The following is a 16,253-nucleotide window of genomic DNA, read 5'->3' as shown; positions in this document are numbered from 1 at the left end:
CTAGTTATTTGTTATTGTTGAATCACTTTTCCAATAACAAATAACTACTAACCATTAACTAATAACCTACAAAGTTCCTTTTTTTATTTGCTTGTCTGCATAGTCTACTGCACGGGCTGTTAGTGCCATATAGGTGATACTAGGGTTCTGAGTGGCTGAACTAGTCATACAGGCTCCATCTGTTACAAAGACATTGGGTACGTTATGAATTTGGTTCCATTTATTGAGTACACTGGTTTCGACATCATGCCCCATCCTTGCAGTCCCCATTTCATGAATACATGCCCCGGGTGCAGTTTCACCATTGTATGAATAAATGTTTTCAACTCCTGCTGCTTCCATCATTTCAATTGCACACCGCACGCCATCCTCACGCAGTTTTCTTTCGTTTTCCCGTAGTTTGGCGTCAAATACTATGGTTGGTATCCCATGCTTATCCAGCTTTTCAAAATTGAGAAACATTCTGTTTTCGTGATAAGGAAGCATCTCCCCAAAACAGGTCACCCCAACATTCCACTCACCAGGTTTAAAAATGTCATTTTTTACCGTAGCTCCAATCATTCCCTCAGGAGTGAATGCAGAGCGGGAAGCCCCTCCCTGATAGCCATATCCCCGTAGGAAATCCTTTTGTTTCGTTTCTTCATCCAGATTTCTAAAGCGAGCGATATAAAACCCTCCGGGTTTACGACCATGGTAATACTTGTCTTTGAGAACAGGAAGAGTTCCGCCGGCTCCCATTCCATAATGGTGGTCCATCATATTATGGCCAAGCTCACCACTTTCATTGCCAAGCCCGGTTGGATAAACATCAGAACGGCTATTGAGTAAGATAGCGGTAGTACCCACAGTACTGGCATTGCAAAAGATAATGCGTGCATTGAATACGATTTCCTCTCCAGAATTAGCATCCTTTACTCTAACTCCGCTGGCTTTTCCTGTTGAAGGATCATAAATCACTTCATGGACAATACTATCAGCCCTTAACGTAAGATTTCCGGTTTCAGCTGCTACTGCAAGGGTAGAGGAGAGGCTACAGAATGGAGCTCCATAAAAACACCCTCTCCAACAACGATCCCGAACCTGGCATTGTCCACGGGTTCCTTTATGTATTTCAGGATTATACTCGCTAAGGTTTGCTACCCGGCCAGGAGTAACAATTCTTCTGGGGAATTTAGCTTTAATTTTTTCCCTCATGTATTGCTCAGCACAGTTCAATGGAAAAGCTTTCAAAAATTTACCATCCGGAATTTGGGGTAAGCCTTCAGCTTGTCCAGCAATTCCTACAAAAGTTTCGACATAATCGTACCAGGGTTCGATATCCTTATAACGGATAGGCCAATCCACTCCATGACCATCTTTCATATTCGCTTCAAAATCCAGATCGCTCCATCGGTAGCATTGGCGTCCCCACATGATTGAACGTCCGCCTACATGATGGCCTCGTATCCAGTCGAAACGGGCAATTTCATCATAATCATAGTCACTATCTTTATTGAACCAGTGTTTTACATCTTCCTGAACCACCCAGGAAAGCCGGTTTTGTTTGAAATAATGGAGTGCTCTTTCTTCTGCTGAAACAATTCCGTTATTGGGTAAATCCCATTTCTCACTATTCGCTGTTGGATATTCCCCATGCTTCACCATTCGGCCTCGCTCAAGGACAAGGGTTTTGTATCCCTTAGTGGTGAGTTCCATCGCAGCATAACCGCCACTGATTCCTGATCCTATTACAATAGCGTCGAAGGTATTCTGCTTCTTTGCTTTTAGGTTTAGATTGCCCATGCTTTCCCTCCAAGCTCTTCTACAGTTGCACATGGTTCGTAGTAACCAGGTATGGGTAGAAAGTTCAAATAGGTAGTGGCGATTACTCGACTATTCCTATAATAGTCAACAGTCCTTCCTTTGATATCCCAAAGGGCCTGACGTATAGGTTCTAAATTTCCTTCTGACGATTGATCGATTTCGTTTAGTACAGCAAGTCGTTGTTCCTGGTCTAAGTCAATAAAAGATTCCCCATTCAATGTTCGACCCAAATAGTTTTCGAATAGCTCAAACCTTCGCATATAGTTCCCTTTTTCATCTTCCCTAAGGATAGCTGAAATCATGGAATCCATTTTTTCAGGAACACCAACTTCACTTGCTGATGGGCTTTCCGTTTTAGGAAGGATAGTGTCAGCAATAGCTTTTATTAAATCGAGTTGGTTGCCAGAGAAAAAGGAAGGGGAGTAGGCTTGCAGAATAGATTTGGGAATAGAGGTGCTTCCGAATAACACCGTACTCAGAAGCGGAGCACTCATAATTGCAGTAACTCCGAACTTCAGAACATCGCGTCGTTTCATAGATCAGTAATTCGTCGAATAATTTGATTAGTAATAAACTGAATTAACCACTTAATCCTGAAGGATGCTACTGATAAGATTTTTCATAGGTTTTACCAACAAGCTTCAGGAATTGGTATTGGCCACAAAAACTCTGAAGCACAAAAGAACAATTAAAAATTCAGTGATTTTGTTGCTGCATTCTATCGATGCTTTTTTGGTAGATGCCAACCGAACAACTAAAAATTTTTATTTCGAAAACAGGTTATATGATGCAACGTGTAAGTACATCAACCGCTTGATCTATCTCGTGTTGTGAGATCACAATAGGAGGGACAATCCGAAGTACATTACCTCCGGTAGCATTTGAAAGCACCTTTTGTTGGAACATCCGGTCAACCACAGGACGTCCGGGAACTGAAAGTTCAACACCGATCATTAATCCCATTCCCCGTACATCCACTACCTTATCATTCCCAGCTGTTTTTTGACGAATTAAGTCCATCATATACTGACCTTTTTCTGCTGCCAGTTCAGTAAGATTTTCTTTTTGTACTGTCTTAAGGCAAGCATTACCCACAGCACAGGCGAATGGGTTTCCTCCAAAAGTAGTTCCATGATTTCCAAAAGAAAGGGCTGAGGCTACTTCTTCTTTTGCTATTATCGCTCCAATAGGAATCCCTCCTGCGAGTGCTTTTGCCGATGCAACGATATCAGGTTTTATTCCATAGTGCTCAAAGCACCAAAATTTACCTGTTCTGGCTACTCCGGTTTGGACTTCATCAATAATTAGAAGAATATTTTTCTCTCGGCATAAATCTTCAACATTGCGAACAAACTCTTTATCAGCCAGATATACTCCACTGTTTCCCTGAATTAGTTCGAAGGCAATTGCTATTGTTTGGTCATCTACAAAATTTTCGAGCGCCTCAAAATCGTTAAAGGGTGATTGCTTAAATCCTGAGGGAAGGGGGGCAAAACCATTTTGATAGACAGGCTTACTTAACGTAATACTAGCTAACGAACGGCCATGAAAACCATTAGACAGAGAAATGATATCTCCGGTTTTACCATGCTCATGTCCCCATTTTCTTGCAAGTTTAAGCGTACCTTCCATGGCTTCTAGCCCACTATTGCACATAAAAACACTGTCCAATCCCGAGAGGTAAGCCAATCTGGATATAAATTCACTTTGAGCTTCTGTATAATAGAAGTTGGAAGTATGAAGCAGCTTGTCTGCTTGCTCCTTTATTGCCTCTACTATTGCAGGATGACAATGCCCAAGGTTGTTAACAGCTATTCCCCCGAGCAGGTCAATGTATTCATTACCATGTGTATCCCAAACCCTGGCTCCAAGGCCTTTTTCCAGAGTTACAGGGAATCGATTATAAACCTGGAAGTGATGCTTCCGTTCAAGTTCTTGTGCGTGATCCATAAAAGTTTTTTTAGTCGGGGCAAAGATACGCAGACCCATCCCTTTTGGCTAAATATCTTGAGGCTTAAATCCCCTTCATTTTTTCTTCATGTTTCAAAAGTAGATTCCTTTTGAAATTTAGAGGTTGATCAACCTTCCATGTAATTGTCTCCTTGAGGCTTAACTCAAAAAAACAGAGGTGTTACATTATGAAGGTACTTCGCTTTTTTCTCATCTTAATTCTCCCGTCGTCTTTTGCATTTGCTCAAGAATCCTATCAAGTAGTTCCGGAGGAAAGTAGTCTCATCATTAAAGGAACCTCAAGTCTCCACGACTGGGAAAGTACTGTAGAAGATTTTTCCGGATCCGGGATTTTCTTTATGAATGGCTCGCTTGTTGAAGGGGTAGAGAATTTAGGTTTCTCTGCAGTTACCGAATCAATTAAGAGCGGAAAAAGGGTAATGGATAAAAAGACCAGAGGAGCTCTGGATTCAAAAAATTACCCACAAATAGAATTCGTTTTTTCTTCTATCGCACAGGTAGGGGAAGATTCTTTAGAGGTAGCCGGTACACTTTCCTTAGCCGGAGTTACCAACGAAATCACTGTAGCCGGAGCTTATCAGGTCGGTGAAGACGGCTCAATTATCATTTCCGGTTTAGTTCCCATCAATATGGAAGACTATGGAGTGAAGCCACCAACTGCCATGGTGGGGACGCTCAAAACCGGAAAAGATGTAGAAGTCGAATATCAGATGCGATTTCAACTAACCAACCCATCAACTAACCAATAGAGGAAAATCATGAAAAAGATACTAAAACAACTAACCGCAATATTCTTATTTGCTCTGATATTTGTTGCTTATGGTGTCGCACAACAAGTAACAGGTTTGCAGTACTTCATTCCTTCTGGTAAGGAACGGATAAATCAATTTGAAAGCCCCAAAACAAATACTGTAGAATTTAACGGGCTTAAAATATATGTAGGGGGTGATTTCGCTCTTCAATACCAGGGAATATCTCAAAGCAATTCCGGGGATTCATTAGCTGATATTGGAAATAATTTCAACCTGCCTACTGCTAATATGAATATTGATGTTCAACTTGCACCCGGCATGAGAATGCATTTGCGCACTTATCTGTCTTCCAAGCACCACACTGAAGCTTATGTAAAAGGTGGATATTTGCAAGTGGATCAACTGGACTTTATAGAAGCAGGGTTTCTCTCAGGACTGATGGAAGTACTTACTATCAAAGTTGGAATGGATGAGTTCAATTATGGCGATGCTCACTTTAGAAGATCCGATAATTCTTATGCAATGGTAAATCCTTTTGTAGGTAATTATTTAATGGACTCTTTCTCAACTGAGCCTTTCATCGAATTTACTGTTCAAAGCAATGGCATAGTTGCTGTTCTGGGTGCGACAAATGGACGTCTGAATCAAAACGTTGCTGCTACAGATGATGGATTCGTACTATTCGGTAAAGCTGGATACGACTCTCAAATTAATGAAGACCTAAGAATTCGTTTAACTGGATCATTCTATAACAGCACCGATAAAGGTACCCGGGATTACTTATATGGGGGTGACCGTGCAGGATCAAGATACTATGGGGTAATTACTGATAGTGATTTTTCAGGCCGGTTTAACCCGGGATTCTCTCGATCACCAGTTGGCGGGTATATAACAGCTTTCCAAATCAATCCATTTGTGAAGTTTCAAGGTTTCGAATTTTTTGGAGTATTCGAAGTTGCAAACAATGGAGCTGATGAAGGTGGCGGATTTACTCAGCTAGGTGCTGAAGCATTGTATCGTTTTGGAGCAGATGAAAACTTCTACTTCGGTGGGCGATATAACTTAGTAACCGGTGAGGAAACTGATGCATCTGAGAGCATCGATATTGACAGAATCAATGTTGGTGCAGGATGGTTCTTAACCAAAAATGTACTTACAAAATTAGAATTTGTAAGTCAGACTTATGGAGGAGATGGATATGATGGTACGCTTTACCAGGAAGCTGAATTTAGTGGAGTAGTTCTCGAAGCAGTGATTGCCTTCTAAATTAGTACCTCTATAACACCAAGGCGGACTGTGAAAGGTCCGCCTTTCTATTTTTATAGCTCCAGGGTTAAATCAAAATGAATATCAACCTGGTGATTTACTTTGATGAGTCCAAAAAGTGCTGATGGAGGTTTGAGGTCGAAATCAGTAAGCAAAATACTTCCTTCGCCTTTAAAAGAAACAATCTCTTCTTCTGAAGAGAATTCTGTAATAGTAACTGGCTCTATTCTCTTTATTCCTGCTATAAAAACTAAAAGTGAGGCCTGGAAAGGGACTTCATCGGCAATTTCGATAGACTCTAATTTTAACTCTAAAAAAGGAAAATCCTTTGCCTTCAATGTCTTTCGAAGATCTTTATTTATGGCTCTTTTACCGCAATCGAAAGAAGAGGACGAGAGTTGAATTGAATCACCTGTTACGGAAAGAGAATCTCCAAAGGTAATGGTTTGATTTAAGGTATCAGTAGCAATTGGATCTATATAATTACATTCAAAATTGCTGACGTTTGATGTTCCATTAATTCTTAATTTACTCCCTTCAAGAATAATGGATTTAACCTGGTTGGTTTGACGTGCATGAGCGTGTTCATGTACCAGAAAAAAAGGGAAAAAACTCAATAGAAGAAGAAAAGCCCTGTAATCAATCATAGGTAATGGTTCCTGAATTCATCTCACTTACTCAAAATCGAAAATATACTAAAAGATGACGGACATCAAAGAGCTACTTGAAGCGGCAATTGAAATTGCTGAAATAGGTGGGAAGCATACCCTTAAGTATTTCAAAAAAGAACTTGAAGTAATTAGCAAAGACGATGACTCACCGGTGACTATAGCAGATCGGGAAACTGAACAAATTATTAGAGAAGAAATATTAAAGCGATACCCCAACCATGGTATTATAGGTGAGGAATTTGGGCGTACCAACGAGTCAAGTAATATTCAATGGGTACTAGATCCCATTGATGGAACCAAATCGTTTATCCATGGAATTCCATTCTACACCACGCTTATAGGAATTATGATTGATAATGAACCTGTGGTTGGAGTTATCAATGCACCGGCGCTGAATGAGCTTTGTGCTGCAGGTGTTGGTTTGGGAGCTACCCTAAACGGTGAACCTTGTAAAGTGAGGGAAACCTCTGAACTCAAGGATTGTACTTTTTTAGTTACTGAAATTCGTCGTTTTCAGGAATGCGGAATGGAACCCCAGTTTCAGGAACTGATGGCAAGAACCAGCCTTCATAGAACATGGGGAGATGCCTATGGCCACATGATGGTTGCTGTAGGAAGAGCAGATATTATGTTTGATCCTATATTAAGTATTTGGGATGCTGCCGCTTTATTGCCAGTTTTAAAGGAGGCTGGTGGGATCTTCTCCGATACAAACGGAGTAGAAACTATTCATTCCGGAAATGGATTTTCAACAAATATGAAGCTGTATCCTCAGATAAAAGAAATTTTTGAAGCACACCAATAGTGTATGAGCAATAACATTCTGAAAACTACCTTTGCAGTAATCTTTTCGATTATAAGTGTCACACAGAATTGTGATGATTCGGATGCTACAATTCAATTTGACTATAGGAGCTATCCCAAACAACCGTTCGATTTTGAGCATCTTGAACTGGAAGTTACTCTTGAACGTGATTTAGGTTTAGTAAGGGGAGTAGCCAGTTATGAGGTTAGTCCCAAACTTGATGATCTCACCGAACTAATCTTACAAACTGAGGACTCTGCCATTGATGCGGTCACAATTAACGATGGCGAGGTAGAATTTGAAGTTCTTGGAGATTCACTGGTCATTAATCTCCCCCAGCCATTTGCAAAAAAGGCACCGTTTGATTTGGCCATTACCTGGCAGTCAAATTCAAAGAATGGCCTTTATTTGGATCATAAGAATACTTTCTGGTCTTCGAAGAACCCGTTAGCCCACCAGCTTTGGATGCCTGTTTTTGACCATCCTACTAATGAATTCACTGTTGACGCTCATTTCGTAATTCCAAATGGAACTGAAGTGATGTTTAATGGAGAGCTGTTAGGTTCTGAGGCTCAGGGAGAGGATAAAAAACGAATTAGTTATCGCTCACAAACTCCCGTGCCAGCTACTGGTTTGGGCTTTGCTATGGGTGATTTTATCATTTCGGAGGTTGCTTCCGGTTTAACTACTATCCGGTTATTTGCAAACGAAAGGGAATACCCTGAAGAGAAAAGGATTGAGCTAATCAGAGAGGCTTCCGAGTTAAAGAAGGATATAGAGCGAGAGCTATCAATGGAATATCCCTGGGAAGGATTAAACATTATAATCTTATCAGATAACTTTTGGGAGGAGCGAACACATGGTACCGGAACGATCTATTTGTATGAGCGACTAGGGGATTTAAGTACACAACTTAAGAGAGGTATTTACGCTCAATGGTTTGGGGAGTATCATCGAGAGCAGCAGTTTTTTGATTGGACTCATGCAGGAGATGAGTTTATGAGAAAGGCGCTTCATTATTTGCTTGGGAATACTCCGGAAACTATAGAAAACCCCGATAGTTTATATACAATTCAGTTTTGGAACTCATGGCAAGAAGACTTTGATGACAATGAAGAAGTATTTCTGGGAATCGTTTTAGAATCTCTGCCTCATTTGGTAAGAGAAAAAAGTGGAATTGTAGATTTCGAGGAATACATGGACTATTGGTATTCTCAGACAGGAGTTCCCTTTTCTTCATGGAGCACTTCACAAGGAAGTCAAAAAGAGGATAACGAACTAGAGGATTCGGATCTTTATCAGGTTGATGTACTATATGATGAGCTTAGCTCACAACTGGATCTGGTTTTTGAACTGAAAGAAGGATCCGGGGAAGAACTCCACACACTCTTCTTTAACGAGATTGGCTTTGCGGATACCATAGCCCATGAAGCTACATTTACAGGAGCCTTAGATACCGTATCAATGGCTCTTTCAAATAGTGTTGAGTTTATTTCTTTTACCTCCAGCGAAAATATTGATAAAGTCACTTTTGATGAGTTTCCGTTATTCTTTCTGTTGAACCAGCTTAGGAGTCAAAATCTTAACGATCGGGTATTCGCGGCAGAATTGATTTCTAGTCACAGTGAAAATCCGGATCTTCAGCTCGCATTGAACGATGTAATGGCTTTCGAAAGTGATCCTGAAGTTAAAGCCGCCCTTTTAAGTACAATGGCAGATATAACTTATGGAGCTTCCGGTACACAGCAACAGTTCCTGGACGAATTAAACAACACGGATATTTCCATTCAAACCACTGCCATCGAAGCCCTGCTAAATTATCCGGAAGATGAAATGGTCAGTTCGGCGCTACGAAACAAAGTGCTAAGAGCAGAAGATCCCGAGCTATTTACCAAAGCTTTTGAAGTATACAAACAACTTGCTGATTCTGGAGATATCGTAACCATTGCTCAACGGCTACAACGAGTTGACACCACTGGGGCTAAAGTTCTTGAAGCGATTGAAGCCTCTGCTGACATTGATACTTTAGGAACCTATGTTACTCTTGCTGAGAGCTATTTATCAGATACCTATCCGTATCCCATAAGAAAGCATGCATTGGAATTACTCATTGAGTTAGATGAAGACGAGCAAAGCTGGGTCGAGAGGATAGAGGAATTATCAAATGATCGTGACCCTAGAATCCGAATCATTTCTTTAGATGCAATGAAGTGGTTATCTATGCCTGCTGAGTCATTTGACCTACTTACCGCACTATTCTCTGAAGAACGGGATATCAGAGTGCTGTTAAAGATTGACGATCTATTAGACGAAGCCTCTAGATAAAAAAGAATAGGTGAGAGAAGATAAGTGGATATATTCACCTCTCACCTCATCTCTCAATAATTATCCTTGCCGTATCCACTTAACAAGTTCTTTGTACGATGCTTTTTTACCATACATAAGAATACCCACACGGTAAACCTTAGCAGCTAACCACATAAGTCCTGCAAAAGTACCAATCATGAGTAGGAGAGAAAGTCCCCATTGCCAAAATGGAACTTCAGTAGCTGCAATCCTGGATATCATATTAATCGGAGCTGTAAGCGGGAATAGCGAAGCAATTACCGATATAGTAGAATCGGGATTCTCCATCACTCTTAAGTTCAGGAAGTATCCAACAAAGATCGGAATCATAACAGGAAGCATAAATTGTTGCGTATCCTGCTCCGAATCAACAGCTGAACCTATTGCCGCAAAAATAGCGCTATAAATAAGGAAGCCGATAAAGAAGAACACAAAGAAGAATACAAACACGGAAGGATCAACAATAAACTGTTCCAGCTTAGATGGATCAAAAGCCTGGCTTGCTGCTGCCTCCGCTGCTTCAGGAGGTAAGCTGCTCGTTTGGGCATCAACAATAATTGCCGCAAGAGGAGCAGCTATGATTGAAAGGCCAATATAGGAAGCTATCCAAACTCCAAATTGGGTAAGTGCTAAGGCAAGAATACCAAACAATTTGCCTAGCATAAGTTCAATGGGTTTTACCGAAGATGCGATAACCTCAACAATTCGATTGGTTTTCTCCTCAATAACGCCTCTCATTAAAAGTGCCCCATAGCCAAACACCCCGATGAATATGAATAAACCCAATATGAAGCCAAAAATAGCTCCGAATACTGCGTTATCTTGTTCTTCTCCTTGTTCGGTGAGCTTAACAGGGTTCACATCAAAACGAGATTCAAAAATCTGCCTTATTTCATCAGATACTTCACTTCTGGCAAGACGTTCTTCCCTAACTACGTTTTGAAGATCTGTTTCTACTGCTTCGATAAAGCTGAGTCCGCCACTACCCCCGTAAATTAGGGAAGGTTCCTCAGTGTCCTGTATTAGTGCTTCTGTTAACACTACAAAACCATCAATATCACCGGATAGTACATTGGCTCTAATAGTGTCCATTTCCATATTACTGAGGTCATAGTACCGAAGGCTGTCTACAGCAATCAGTCTTTCATAAAGCACACCTGTTTCATCAACGATACCAACCGTTTTTTCTACTTCACCATCACTAATAGAAACAATTACAATGATGGCCATAAAAGCCACAAATGCTAACGGTGTAAGCAAAGTGGACAAGATGAATGATCGTGTTCTAACCCGGGTGAGGTATTCACGCTTCAGTACTAATAAAATCTTAGATAAGTCCATGCTTATTCCTCCTCGTTTTTGATGTTATCTTCACCAACAGTAGAGATGAATATTTCATTTAAGGAAGGCTGAACCCGCTCAAATTTATGAATCTCAGCATGCTCCATAGCCAGCTTCAAGATATCCTGCATAGGCTGTCCGTTTAATACCCTGATTTCAGCAAAATTAGTAGATCGGTTGTTGATGCGTACATCAGATAGTTTGTCCAGAAATGAACCGTCACCATCAAACTCAAGATTGATAGTATTTTCTCCGAAGGAGGCTTTCACATCTCTTAGGTTCCCTTGCAGTACCGCCTTTCCTTTATTGAAAAGGCAAATGTCGTCACACATTTGTTCTACCTGTTCCATCCTGTGGGTAGAGAATAAGATGGTCTTTCCCTCATCCTTTAGTCCAATGATAACCTCTTTAAGAGTTTCACTATTGATAGGGTCCAAGCCACTGAAAGGTTCATCGAAAATATAGATATCAGGATCGTGAGCGATGGTAGCGATGAACTGGATTTTTTGGGACATCCCTTTTGATAGCTCACCAACTTCTTTCTTTTTCCAGTCAGAGGCTTCAAAGCGATCCAACCAGAAATCGATGGCTTTTTTTGCAGCTGAGGTTTTCATTCCCTTAAGCTGAGTCAGATAGAGGAGCTGTTCACCAACTTTCATTTTTTTGTACAGCCCGCGTTCTTCAGGCATGTACCCGATCATCTTTTGTGTTTCGGGGCTCGCAATTTGTCCGTTTATAGTTATGGTTCCGGTGTCAGGTGCAATTATATTGTTGATCATCCGGATGGTAGTAGTTTTACCAGCACCATTTGGTCCTAATAGTCCAAAAATCCGTCCTTTTTCAACATTAAAACTTACATCATTCACCGCCGTATTTTTTCCAAACGTCTTTGTAACGTTCTCTACATTGATGATAACCATGGTCTTCTGTTAGTTGTATTTTAACTGTGCATAAAATTTTAGCAAATATCTGCTAATACTTTGCAAGATGCTTAAAGTTTTCTTATTTGTAGCCGAAATAAAGTCTTTATTACAGACTGTAAAATTTTTTTTATATGCATATAGTTCACTTGAGTGCCGAATGTTTTCCGGCGGCGAAAGCAGGAGGCCTTGGGGATGTAGTTGGAGCCCTGCCTAAGTACTTAAATAACCTGGGAGAAGAGTGTGAAGTCATCCTCCCCAAATATCAAACTAAATGGCTTGATGACCAGGAGTATGAGTTAGTGTGGGAGCATGAGCTTCGATTGCAATTCGGAAAGGTTGATTTCCAGATACTGAAAGTAAAAGACGATCCTCTCGGATTTCCGCTCTATATAATAAGTATTCCAAGGCGGTTTGATCGTCCTGGAATATATATCGACCCATGGTCTGGACATGGGTATTGGGATGAGTTTGAACGTTTTGTGAGCTATCAAGTCGCAGCATTGGAATGGTTGACTCATCGTGATAAAAAGCCGGACATCGTTCATTGTCATGATCATCATGCGGGCTTAGTCCCTTTCATGATGAGTAATTGCTATCGTTATCAGAGCCTTTCACACATTCCTACTATAATTACCGTCCATAATGCAGAGTATCACGGACAGTATCATATCAATAAGTTTAACGACCTACCGGAATTTGACCATTCTAAACTGGGCTTACTTGATTGGGATGGACGACTGAATTCTTTGGCATCTGCGTTAAAGTGTGCGTGGAAAATTACCACGGTTTCTCAGAGTTATATGGGTGAATTGGGGCAAAACAGTAACGGTCTGGAGTTACTTTTCTCCCAAGAGCAAAACAAGTCTATGGGAATTGTGAATGGAATAGACGCTGAGGTATGGGATCCCGCAACCGATCCGTTATTGGATATTAATTATACAATAAGAGGCGTGAAAGGCGGGAAGAGAAAGAACAAAGAGAATCTTTGCGAGCAATTCGGATTAGACCCTGATTTACCGACCATCGCGTTTATTGGTAGATTAGTAAGGGAAAAAGGAGCAGATTTACTACCTGATCTGATTTCTTCATTCATGCATAGCGAGCATGACGTAAATTTTGTGCTTCTAGGAACGGGGGATCCGGGTCTTCATGAGATTTTTTCGAGGATGCAAAACGATCACGTTGGTTTTTTTGATGCTACACTGGAATACAATGAAAAATTAGCCCATGAAATTTACGCGGGTTCCGACTTCATCCTAATGCCTTCAAGGGTTGAACCTTGTGGATTGAATCAGATGTATTCGATGAGGTATGGCACGGTTCCAATTGTACGAGCTATTGGAGGACTAAAGGATACGGTAGTAGATATATCAGAAGAGGATGGGTATGGCATTAAGTTCCACGATTTTAATTTAGATGAAGCCGAAGAAGCTATTCGCAGAGCCATTCAACTGTATTCGGATAAAGAACAACATGCAGCTGTTGTAAAGAAAATTATTAAGCTGGATTTCTCTTGGGGAAAGTCAGCTAAAGAGTATATTCACATGTATAACGAACTTCTAAATTCAACAAATTCATGAAGGATTCAGTCATCTCTATTATTCTAGGCGGTGGTAGGGGATCTCGCCTTTTTCCATTAACCGATCATCGATCTAAGCCAGCCGTTCCTGTTGGTGGGAAGTATCGATTGGTTGATATCCCAATTTCAAATTGTTTGAACTCAGACATCCGCAGAATTTATGTGCTTACACAATTCAATTCGGCATCATTGAACAGGCATATTAAAAATGCATTCAATTTTGATGTGTTCAGTAATGGCTTTGTAGACATACTTGCGGCAGAACAGACAGCAGATAACCCGGATTGGTTTCAGGGTACAGCTGATGCGGTTCGTCAGTCCATTCATCACATGGAAAACCACGACTATGAGTATGTGCTTATCCTATCCGGTGACCAGTTGTACCAAATGGACTATCGCAAAATGCTGGAGCGGCACAAAAAGAATAAGTCTCACCTGACGGTTGCAACCATTCCAGTTGAAGCTCAAGATGCTACCGGGTTTGGGATTATGAAAACCAATGATGATGGATTGATTGATAGTTTTGTAGAAAAGCCATCCCTCGAAGAATTGGAAAACTGGAAGTCTAGTGTACCTGATCAGTACGCTTCACAAGGCAAACATTATCTGGCCTCAATGGGGATATATATCTTCAATCGAAAGACGTTGATCGATTTGTTTAATGAGAATCCGGACGCTACTGATTTTGGTAAAGAGATTATTCCGAAAACTTTGAATGAAGGATTAAAGGTTAGTAGCTATGAATTTGGTGGATACTGGACAGATATTGGAACTATTAAGTCTTTCTTTGATGCGAATCTTTCATTAGCAGATACAGTTCCTGACTTCAATTTGTACGATAATAATAGCTATATATATACCCGTGCTCGTTTATTACCTGCTTCAAAAGTGATGGGAACAACTATGGAACACTGCCTGATGGCGGAAGGGTGTATCATAGAAGCCAGCCGTATTGTCCGTTCAGTGATAGGGATTCGATCAAGAATTGCCAAAGGTACTACAGTAGAACATTCTATCATCATGGGTAATGACTATTTTCAAAGCAAGGAGGTAATTGAAAGTGCTTCGAGCCAGAAACCTGCGATGGGAATTGGCCAGCGTTGCTATATCAGTAATTGTATCATTGACAAAAATGTATGCATCGGTAATGATGTACGCATTGTAGGTGGGGATCATTTACCTGATAGTGACGGTAAATACCACTTCGTAAGGGATGGAATTGTGATCGTGAAGAAGGGAATGGTTATTCCTGACGGAACGAGTATTCAGTAGAAAAGAGATTTGAGAGCGTTTATCTCCTAAATTACTTAAGATCATTCCGAACTTGTTTCATAATCTTAAGTAGCTCCTTAAAAATATTTTACCAATAACAGGTTTATGCCTCTCCATAAGATCCTGAAACAAGCCTGACTGTCGGCAGGCAGGTTCAGGGTGACTTAAATGCTAGGAATATGAAAAAACTATTAGTACTTCTTTTTTTTGCTGTATTAACTATAAATACCGCTTTAAGCCAAACCCAGACAGAAATGATCATAGAGGCTAAAGAGGTTTATAAAAAAGTAGATGCTGAACTAAATGAGCTTTATCAAAAGATAATGGAAGAATATTCGGATAACTCTTCTTTTGTTGAAGACTTAAAAAAATCTCAAGATAGCTGGATCATATATAGGGATTCTGAATTAAATTTGAGGTATCCGGATAGGGAAGTCGGACATTATGCTAGTGTCCACCCTATGTGTGTTTCTAACTATTTGATTGGACTAACAAAAGAAAGGATAGAGAGGCTTCAAATTTGGTTGACTGGAATTGAAGAAAGAGATTTATGTTCCGAATCAGCAAATAAAGAATGCTAAAGATTTACATTTGAGTTAATAGATATAGAATATGAAAAGAGTTTTACTGATTACTTCTATCCTTCTTTTATCAATCTGTTTCACATATGGACAGAGCAATAATATTGATCTTGAGAACCTTGTTAAGATCGGAGAAATTTATTCTTCAAATGTAAATGCTTCTGGTGAGGAATTGAGTGAATCACTTGAATCATTAAGAGGGCCAGAGTTAGATAAATTAATTAACACATTAATAGCAGTAGGAAGTGCTGATGAAAATCTTTTGACAAAAGAGTTTCTTTCGAAGCCTAGTTTTAAGGAGCTTAAGTATTGGTATGTTTTAAGAGAAATACACTACAATAACCTCTCCGAAGACCCAGAGAAAAGATCAAGTATTCAAGTTGCTGAGCAAACCCTTGAAGAAGATCTTGATAGTCGTTGGCTCCTGAGTAACTATTACTATAGAATTAGAGGAGGTATAGCGAAACTGTTCAATGAGAATGATCTAAGAAATTACAACATAGAGCTTGATACATATGGTTTACAAAGTGAGACTGAAAAAGCCATTCTTTTCTTTGAAATAGTAGAAGCACTGACTGGAAGATTTCAGGTTCTTCAAATGATGAATAATCATGACAAAGTACTTGAGTTTGCTGATAAGCTACCTTCTTTTAACGGTAAACCATACTATGAGTATACCTCTTTTAGCTTTGCTGACTTTGAATGGATTGGTTACGAGAAAATAGAGTCCTACAAGGAGAGGCATTTAGGAGATCTATATTCTTCAATAAACAGTCATTTTACTGCACTATACACAAAAGAGAAAGACGAAGATTTTAGAAACCTATACTTTAATTCTATTCTGTTTATTCCAGACTATTTTAAATATTCAGGTAGTATGGAAAACGATCTTCAGGTGCTTTACAATCAATCAAGAAACTAGAGTATCAGTTAGTTCATAACT

14 protein-coding genes are annotated in these 16,253 nt (G+C 40.0%); 8 read left to right on the top strand and 6 right to left on the bottom strand.

Annotation, left to right across the window (positions count from 1 at the left end):
- Positions 1–66 precede the first annotated feature (66 nt).
- The 3 genes from ED557_02585 to ED557_02575 form a co-directional block, all read right to left on the bottom strand.
- Entirely contained in the window at positions 67–1,782 is a 1,716-nt protein-coding gene (locus ED557_02585; protein ID RNC85678.1) for a GMC family oxidoreductase, read from the bottom strand.
- Positions 1,770–2,339, bottom strand: coding sequence for a gluconate 2-dehydrogenase subunit 3 family protein (locus ED557_02580; protein ID RNC85677.1), 570 nt, complete (start codon positions 2,337–2,339; stop codon positions 1,770–1,772). The genes ED557_02585 and ED557_02580 overlap by 13 nt, the downstream gene beginning before the upstream one ends.
- A 244-nt stretch (positions 2,340–2,583) precedes the next feature.
- Entirely contained in the window at positions 2,584–3,753 is a 1,170-nt protein-coding gene (locus ED557_02575) for an aspartate aminotransferase family protein (GenBank protein ID RNC85676.1), read from the bottom strand.
- A 188-nt stretch (positions 3,754–3,941) separates the two neighbouring features.
- Between ED557_02575 and ED557_02570 the strand changes: the two genes are divergently transcribed.
- Together ED557_02570 and ED557_02565 are read left to right on the top strand one after the other, a co-directional pair.
- The gene (locus tag ED557_02570; protein ID RNC85675.1) at positions 3,942–4,523 is read left to right on the top strand and encodes a YceI family protein; all 582 of its coding nucleotides are present in this window, start codon (positions 3,942–3,944) and stop codon (positions 4,521–4,523) included.
- Positions 4,524–4,532: 9 nt separating this feature from the next.
- Positions 4,533–5,792 (top strand): hypothetical protein, encoded by a 1,260-nt coding sequence (locus tag ED557_02565; GenBank protein ID RNC85674.1) that lies wholly within the window; start codon positions 4,533–4,535, stop codon positions 5,790–5,792.
- Between the two features lie 53 nt (positions 5,793–5,845).
- Here the strand turns inward: ED557_02565 and ED557_02560 are convergent, their stop codons facing one another.
- On the bottom strand, positions 5,846–6,439 hold the full coding sequence (locus ED557_02560; protein ID RNC85673.1) for a YceI family protein: 594 nt from the start codon (positions 6,437–6,439) through the stop codon (positions 5,846–5,848).
- Between the two features lie 55 nt (positions 6,440–6,494).
- Here ED557_02560 and ED557_02555 point away from each other — a divergent pair, with 55 nt between their 5' ends.
- Both ED557_02555 and ED557_02550 read left to right on the top strand, forming a co-directional pair.
- Complete coding sequence (locus tag ED557_02555) at positions 6,495–7,268, top strand: inositol monophosphatase family protein (GenBank protein RNC85672.1); 774 nt, start codon at positions 6,495–6,497, stop codon at positions 7,266–7,268.
- A gap of 3 nt (positions 7,269–7,271) precedes the next feature.
- The gene (locus ED557_02550; GenBank protein ID RNC85671.1) at positions 7,272–9,593 is read left to right on the top strand and encodes a hypothetical protein; all 2,322 of its coding nucleotides are present in this window, start codon (positions 7,272–7,274) and stop codon (positions 9,591–9,593) included.
- A 60-nt stretch (positions 9,594–9,653) separates the two neighbouring features.
- Here the strand turns inward: ED557_02550 and ED557_02545 are convergent, their stop codons facing one another.
- Complete coding sequence (locus ED557_02545; GenBank protein RNC85670.1) at positions 9,654–10,955, bottom strand: ABC transporter permease; 1,302 nt, start codon at positions 10,953–10,955, stop codon at positions 9,654–9,656.
- Positions 10,956–10,957: 2 nt separating this feature from the next.
- Positions 10,958–11,875, bottom strand: coding sequence for an ATP-binding cassette domain-containing protein (locus ED557_02540; protein RNC85669.1), 918 nt, complete (start codon positions 11,873–11,875; stop codon positions 10,958–10,960).
- A 134-nt stretch (positions 11,876–12,009) separates the two neighbouring features.
- Here ED557_02540 and ED557_02535 point away from each other — a divergent pair, with 134 nt between their 5' ends.
- From ED557_02535 to ED557_02520, 4 genes are all read left to right on the top strand, one after another.
- Positions 12,010–13,458, top strand: a complete 1,449-nt coding sequence (locus ED557_02535; protein RNC85668.1) for a glycogen synthase — start codon at positions 12,010–12,012, stop codon at positions 13,456–13,458.
- Positions 13,455–14,729 carry a glucose-1-phosphate adenylyltransferase gene (locus tag ED557_02530; GenBank protein ID RNC85667.1) on the top strand — a complete coding sequence of 425 codons (1,275 nt, stop codon included), beginning with the start codon at positions 13,455–13,457 and terminating at the stop codon, positions 14,727–14,729. The genes ED557_02535 and ED557_02530 overlap by 4 nt, the downstream gene beginning before the upstream one ends.
- Before the next feature lie 179 nt (positions 14,730–14,908).
- Positions 14,909–15,310, top strand: a complete 402-nt coding sequence (locus tag ED557_02525; protein ID RNC85666.1) for a DUF1311 domain-containing protein — start codon at positions 14,909–14,911, stop codon at positions 15,308–15,310.
- A 31-nt stretch (positions 15,311–15,341) separates the two neighbouring features.
- Positions 15,342–16,232 carry a hypothetical protein gene (locus ED557_02520; GenBank protein ID RNC85665.1) on the top strand — a complete coding sequence of 297 codons (891 nt, stop codon included), beginning with the start codon at positions 15,342–15,344 and terminating at the stop codon, positions 16,230–16,232.
- The last annotated feature ends 21 nt before the right edge of the window (positions 16,233–16,253 follow it).

Origin of the sequence: Balneola sp. (assembly GCA_003712055.1) — a bacterium.
Lineage (GTDB): Bacteria > Bacteroidota > Rhodothermia > Balneolales > Balneolaceae > RHLJ01.
This window is presented reverse-complemented; position numbering and strand designations above follow the sequence as displayed.

Bases quoted from the DNA above. Each gene is read 5' to 3' on its own strand.
- ED557_02555 (RNC85672.1), top strand. From the start codon at position 6,495: ATGACGGACATCAAAGAGCTACTTGAAGCGGCAATTGAAATTGCTGAA.
- ED557_02585 (RNC85678.1), bottom strand. From the start codon at position 1,782: ATGGGCAATCTAAACCTAAAAGCAAAGAAGCAGAATACCTTCGACGCT.
- ED557_02535 (RNC85668.1), top strand. From the start codon at position 12,010: ATGCATATAGTTCACTTGAGTGCCGAATGTTTTCCGGCGGCGAAAGCA.
- ED557_02550 (RNC85671.1), top strand. From the start codon at position 7,272: ATGAGCAATAACATTCTGAAAACTACCTTTGCAGTAATCTTTTCGATT.
- ED557_02580 (RNC85677.1), bottom strand. From the start codon at position 2,339: ATGAAACGACGCGATGTTCTGAAGTTCGGAGTTACTGCAATTATGAGT.
- ED557_02545 (RNC85670.1), bottom strand. From the start codon at position 10,955: ATGGACTTATCTAAGATTTTATTAGTACTGAAGCGTGAATACCTCACC.
- ED557_02530 (RNC85667.1), top strand. From the start codon at position 13,455: ATGAAGGATTCAGTCATCTCTATTATTCTAGGCGGTGGTAGGGGATCT.
- ED557_02560 (RNC85673.1), bottom strand. From the start codon at position 6,439: ATGATTGATTACAGGGCTTTTCTTCTTCTATTGAGTTTTTTCCCTTTT.
- ED557_02540 (RNC85669.1), bottom strand. From the start codon at position 11,875: ATGGTTATCATCAATGTAGAGAACGTTACAAAGACGTTTGGAAAAAAT.
- ED557_02570 (RNC85675.1), top strand. From the start codon at position 3,942: ATGAAGGTACTTCGCTTTTTTCTCATCTTAATTCTCCCGTCGTCTTTT.
- ED557_02565 (RNC85674.1), top strand. From the start codon at position 4,533: ATGAAAAAGATACTAAAACAACTAACCGCAATATTCTTATTTGCTCTG.
- ED557_02520 (RNC85665.1), top strand. From the start codon at position 15,342: ATGAAAAGAGTTTTACTGATTACTTCTATCCTTCTTTTATCAATCTGT.
- ED557_02575 (RNC85676.1), bottom strand. From the start codon at position 3,753: ATGGATCACGCACAAGAACTTGAACGGAAGCATCACTTCCAGGTTTAT.
- ED557_02525 (RNC85666.1), top strand. From the start codon at position 14,909: ATGAAAAAACTATTAGTACTTCTTTTTTTTGCTGTATTAACTATAAAT.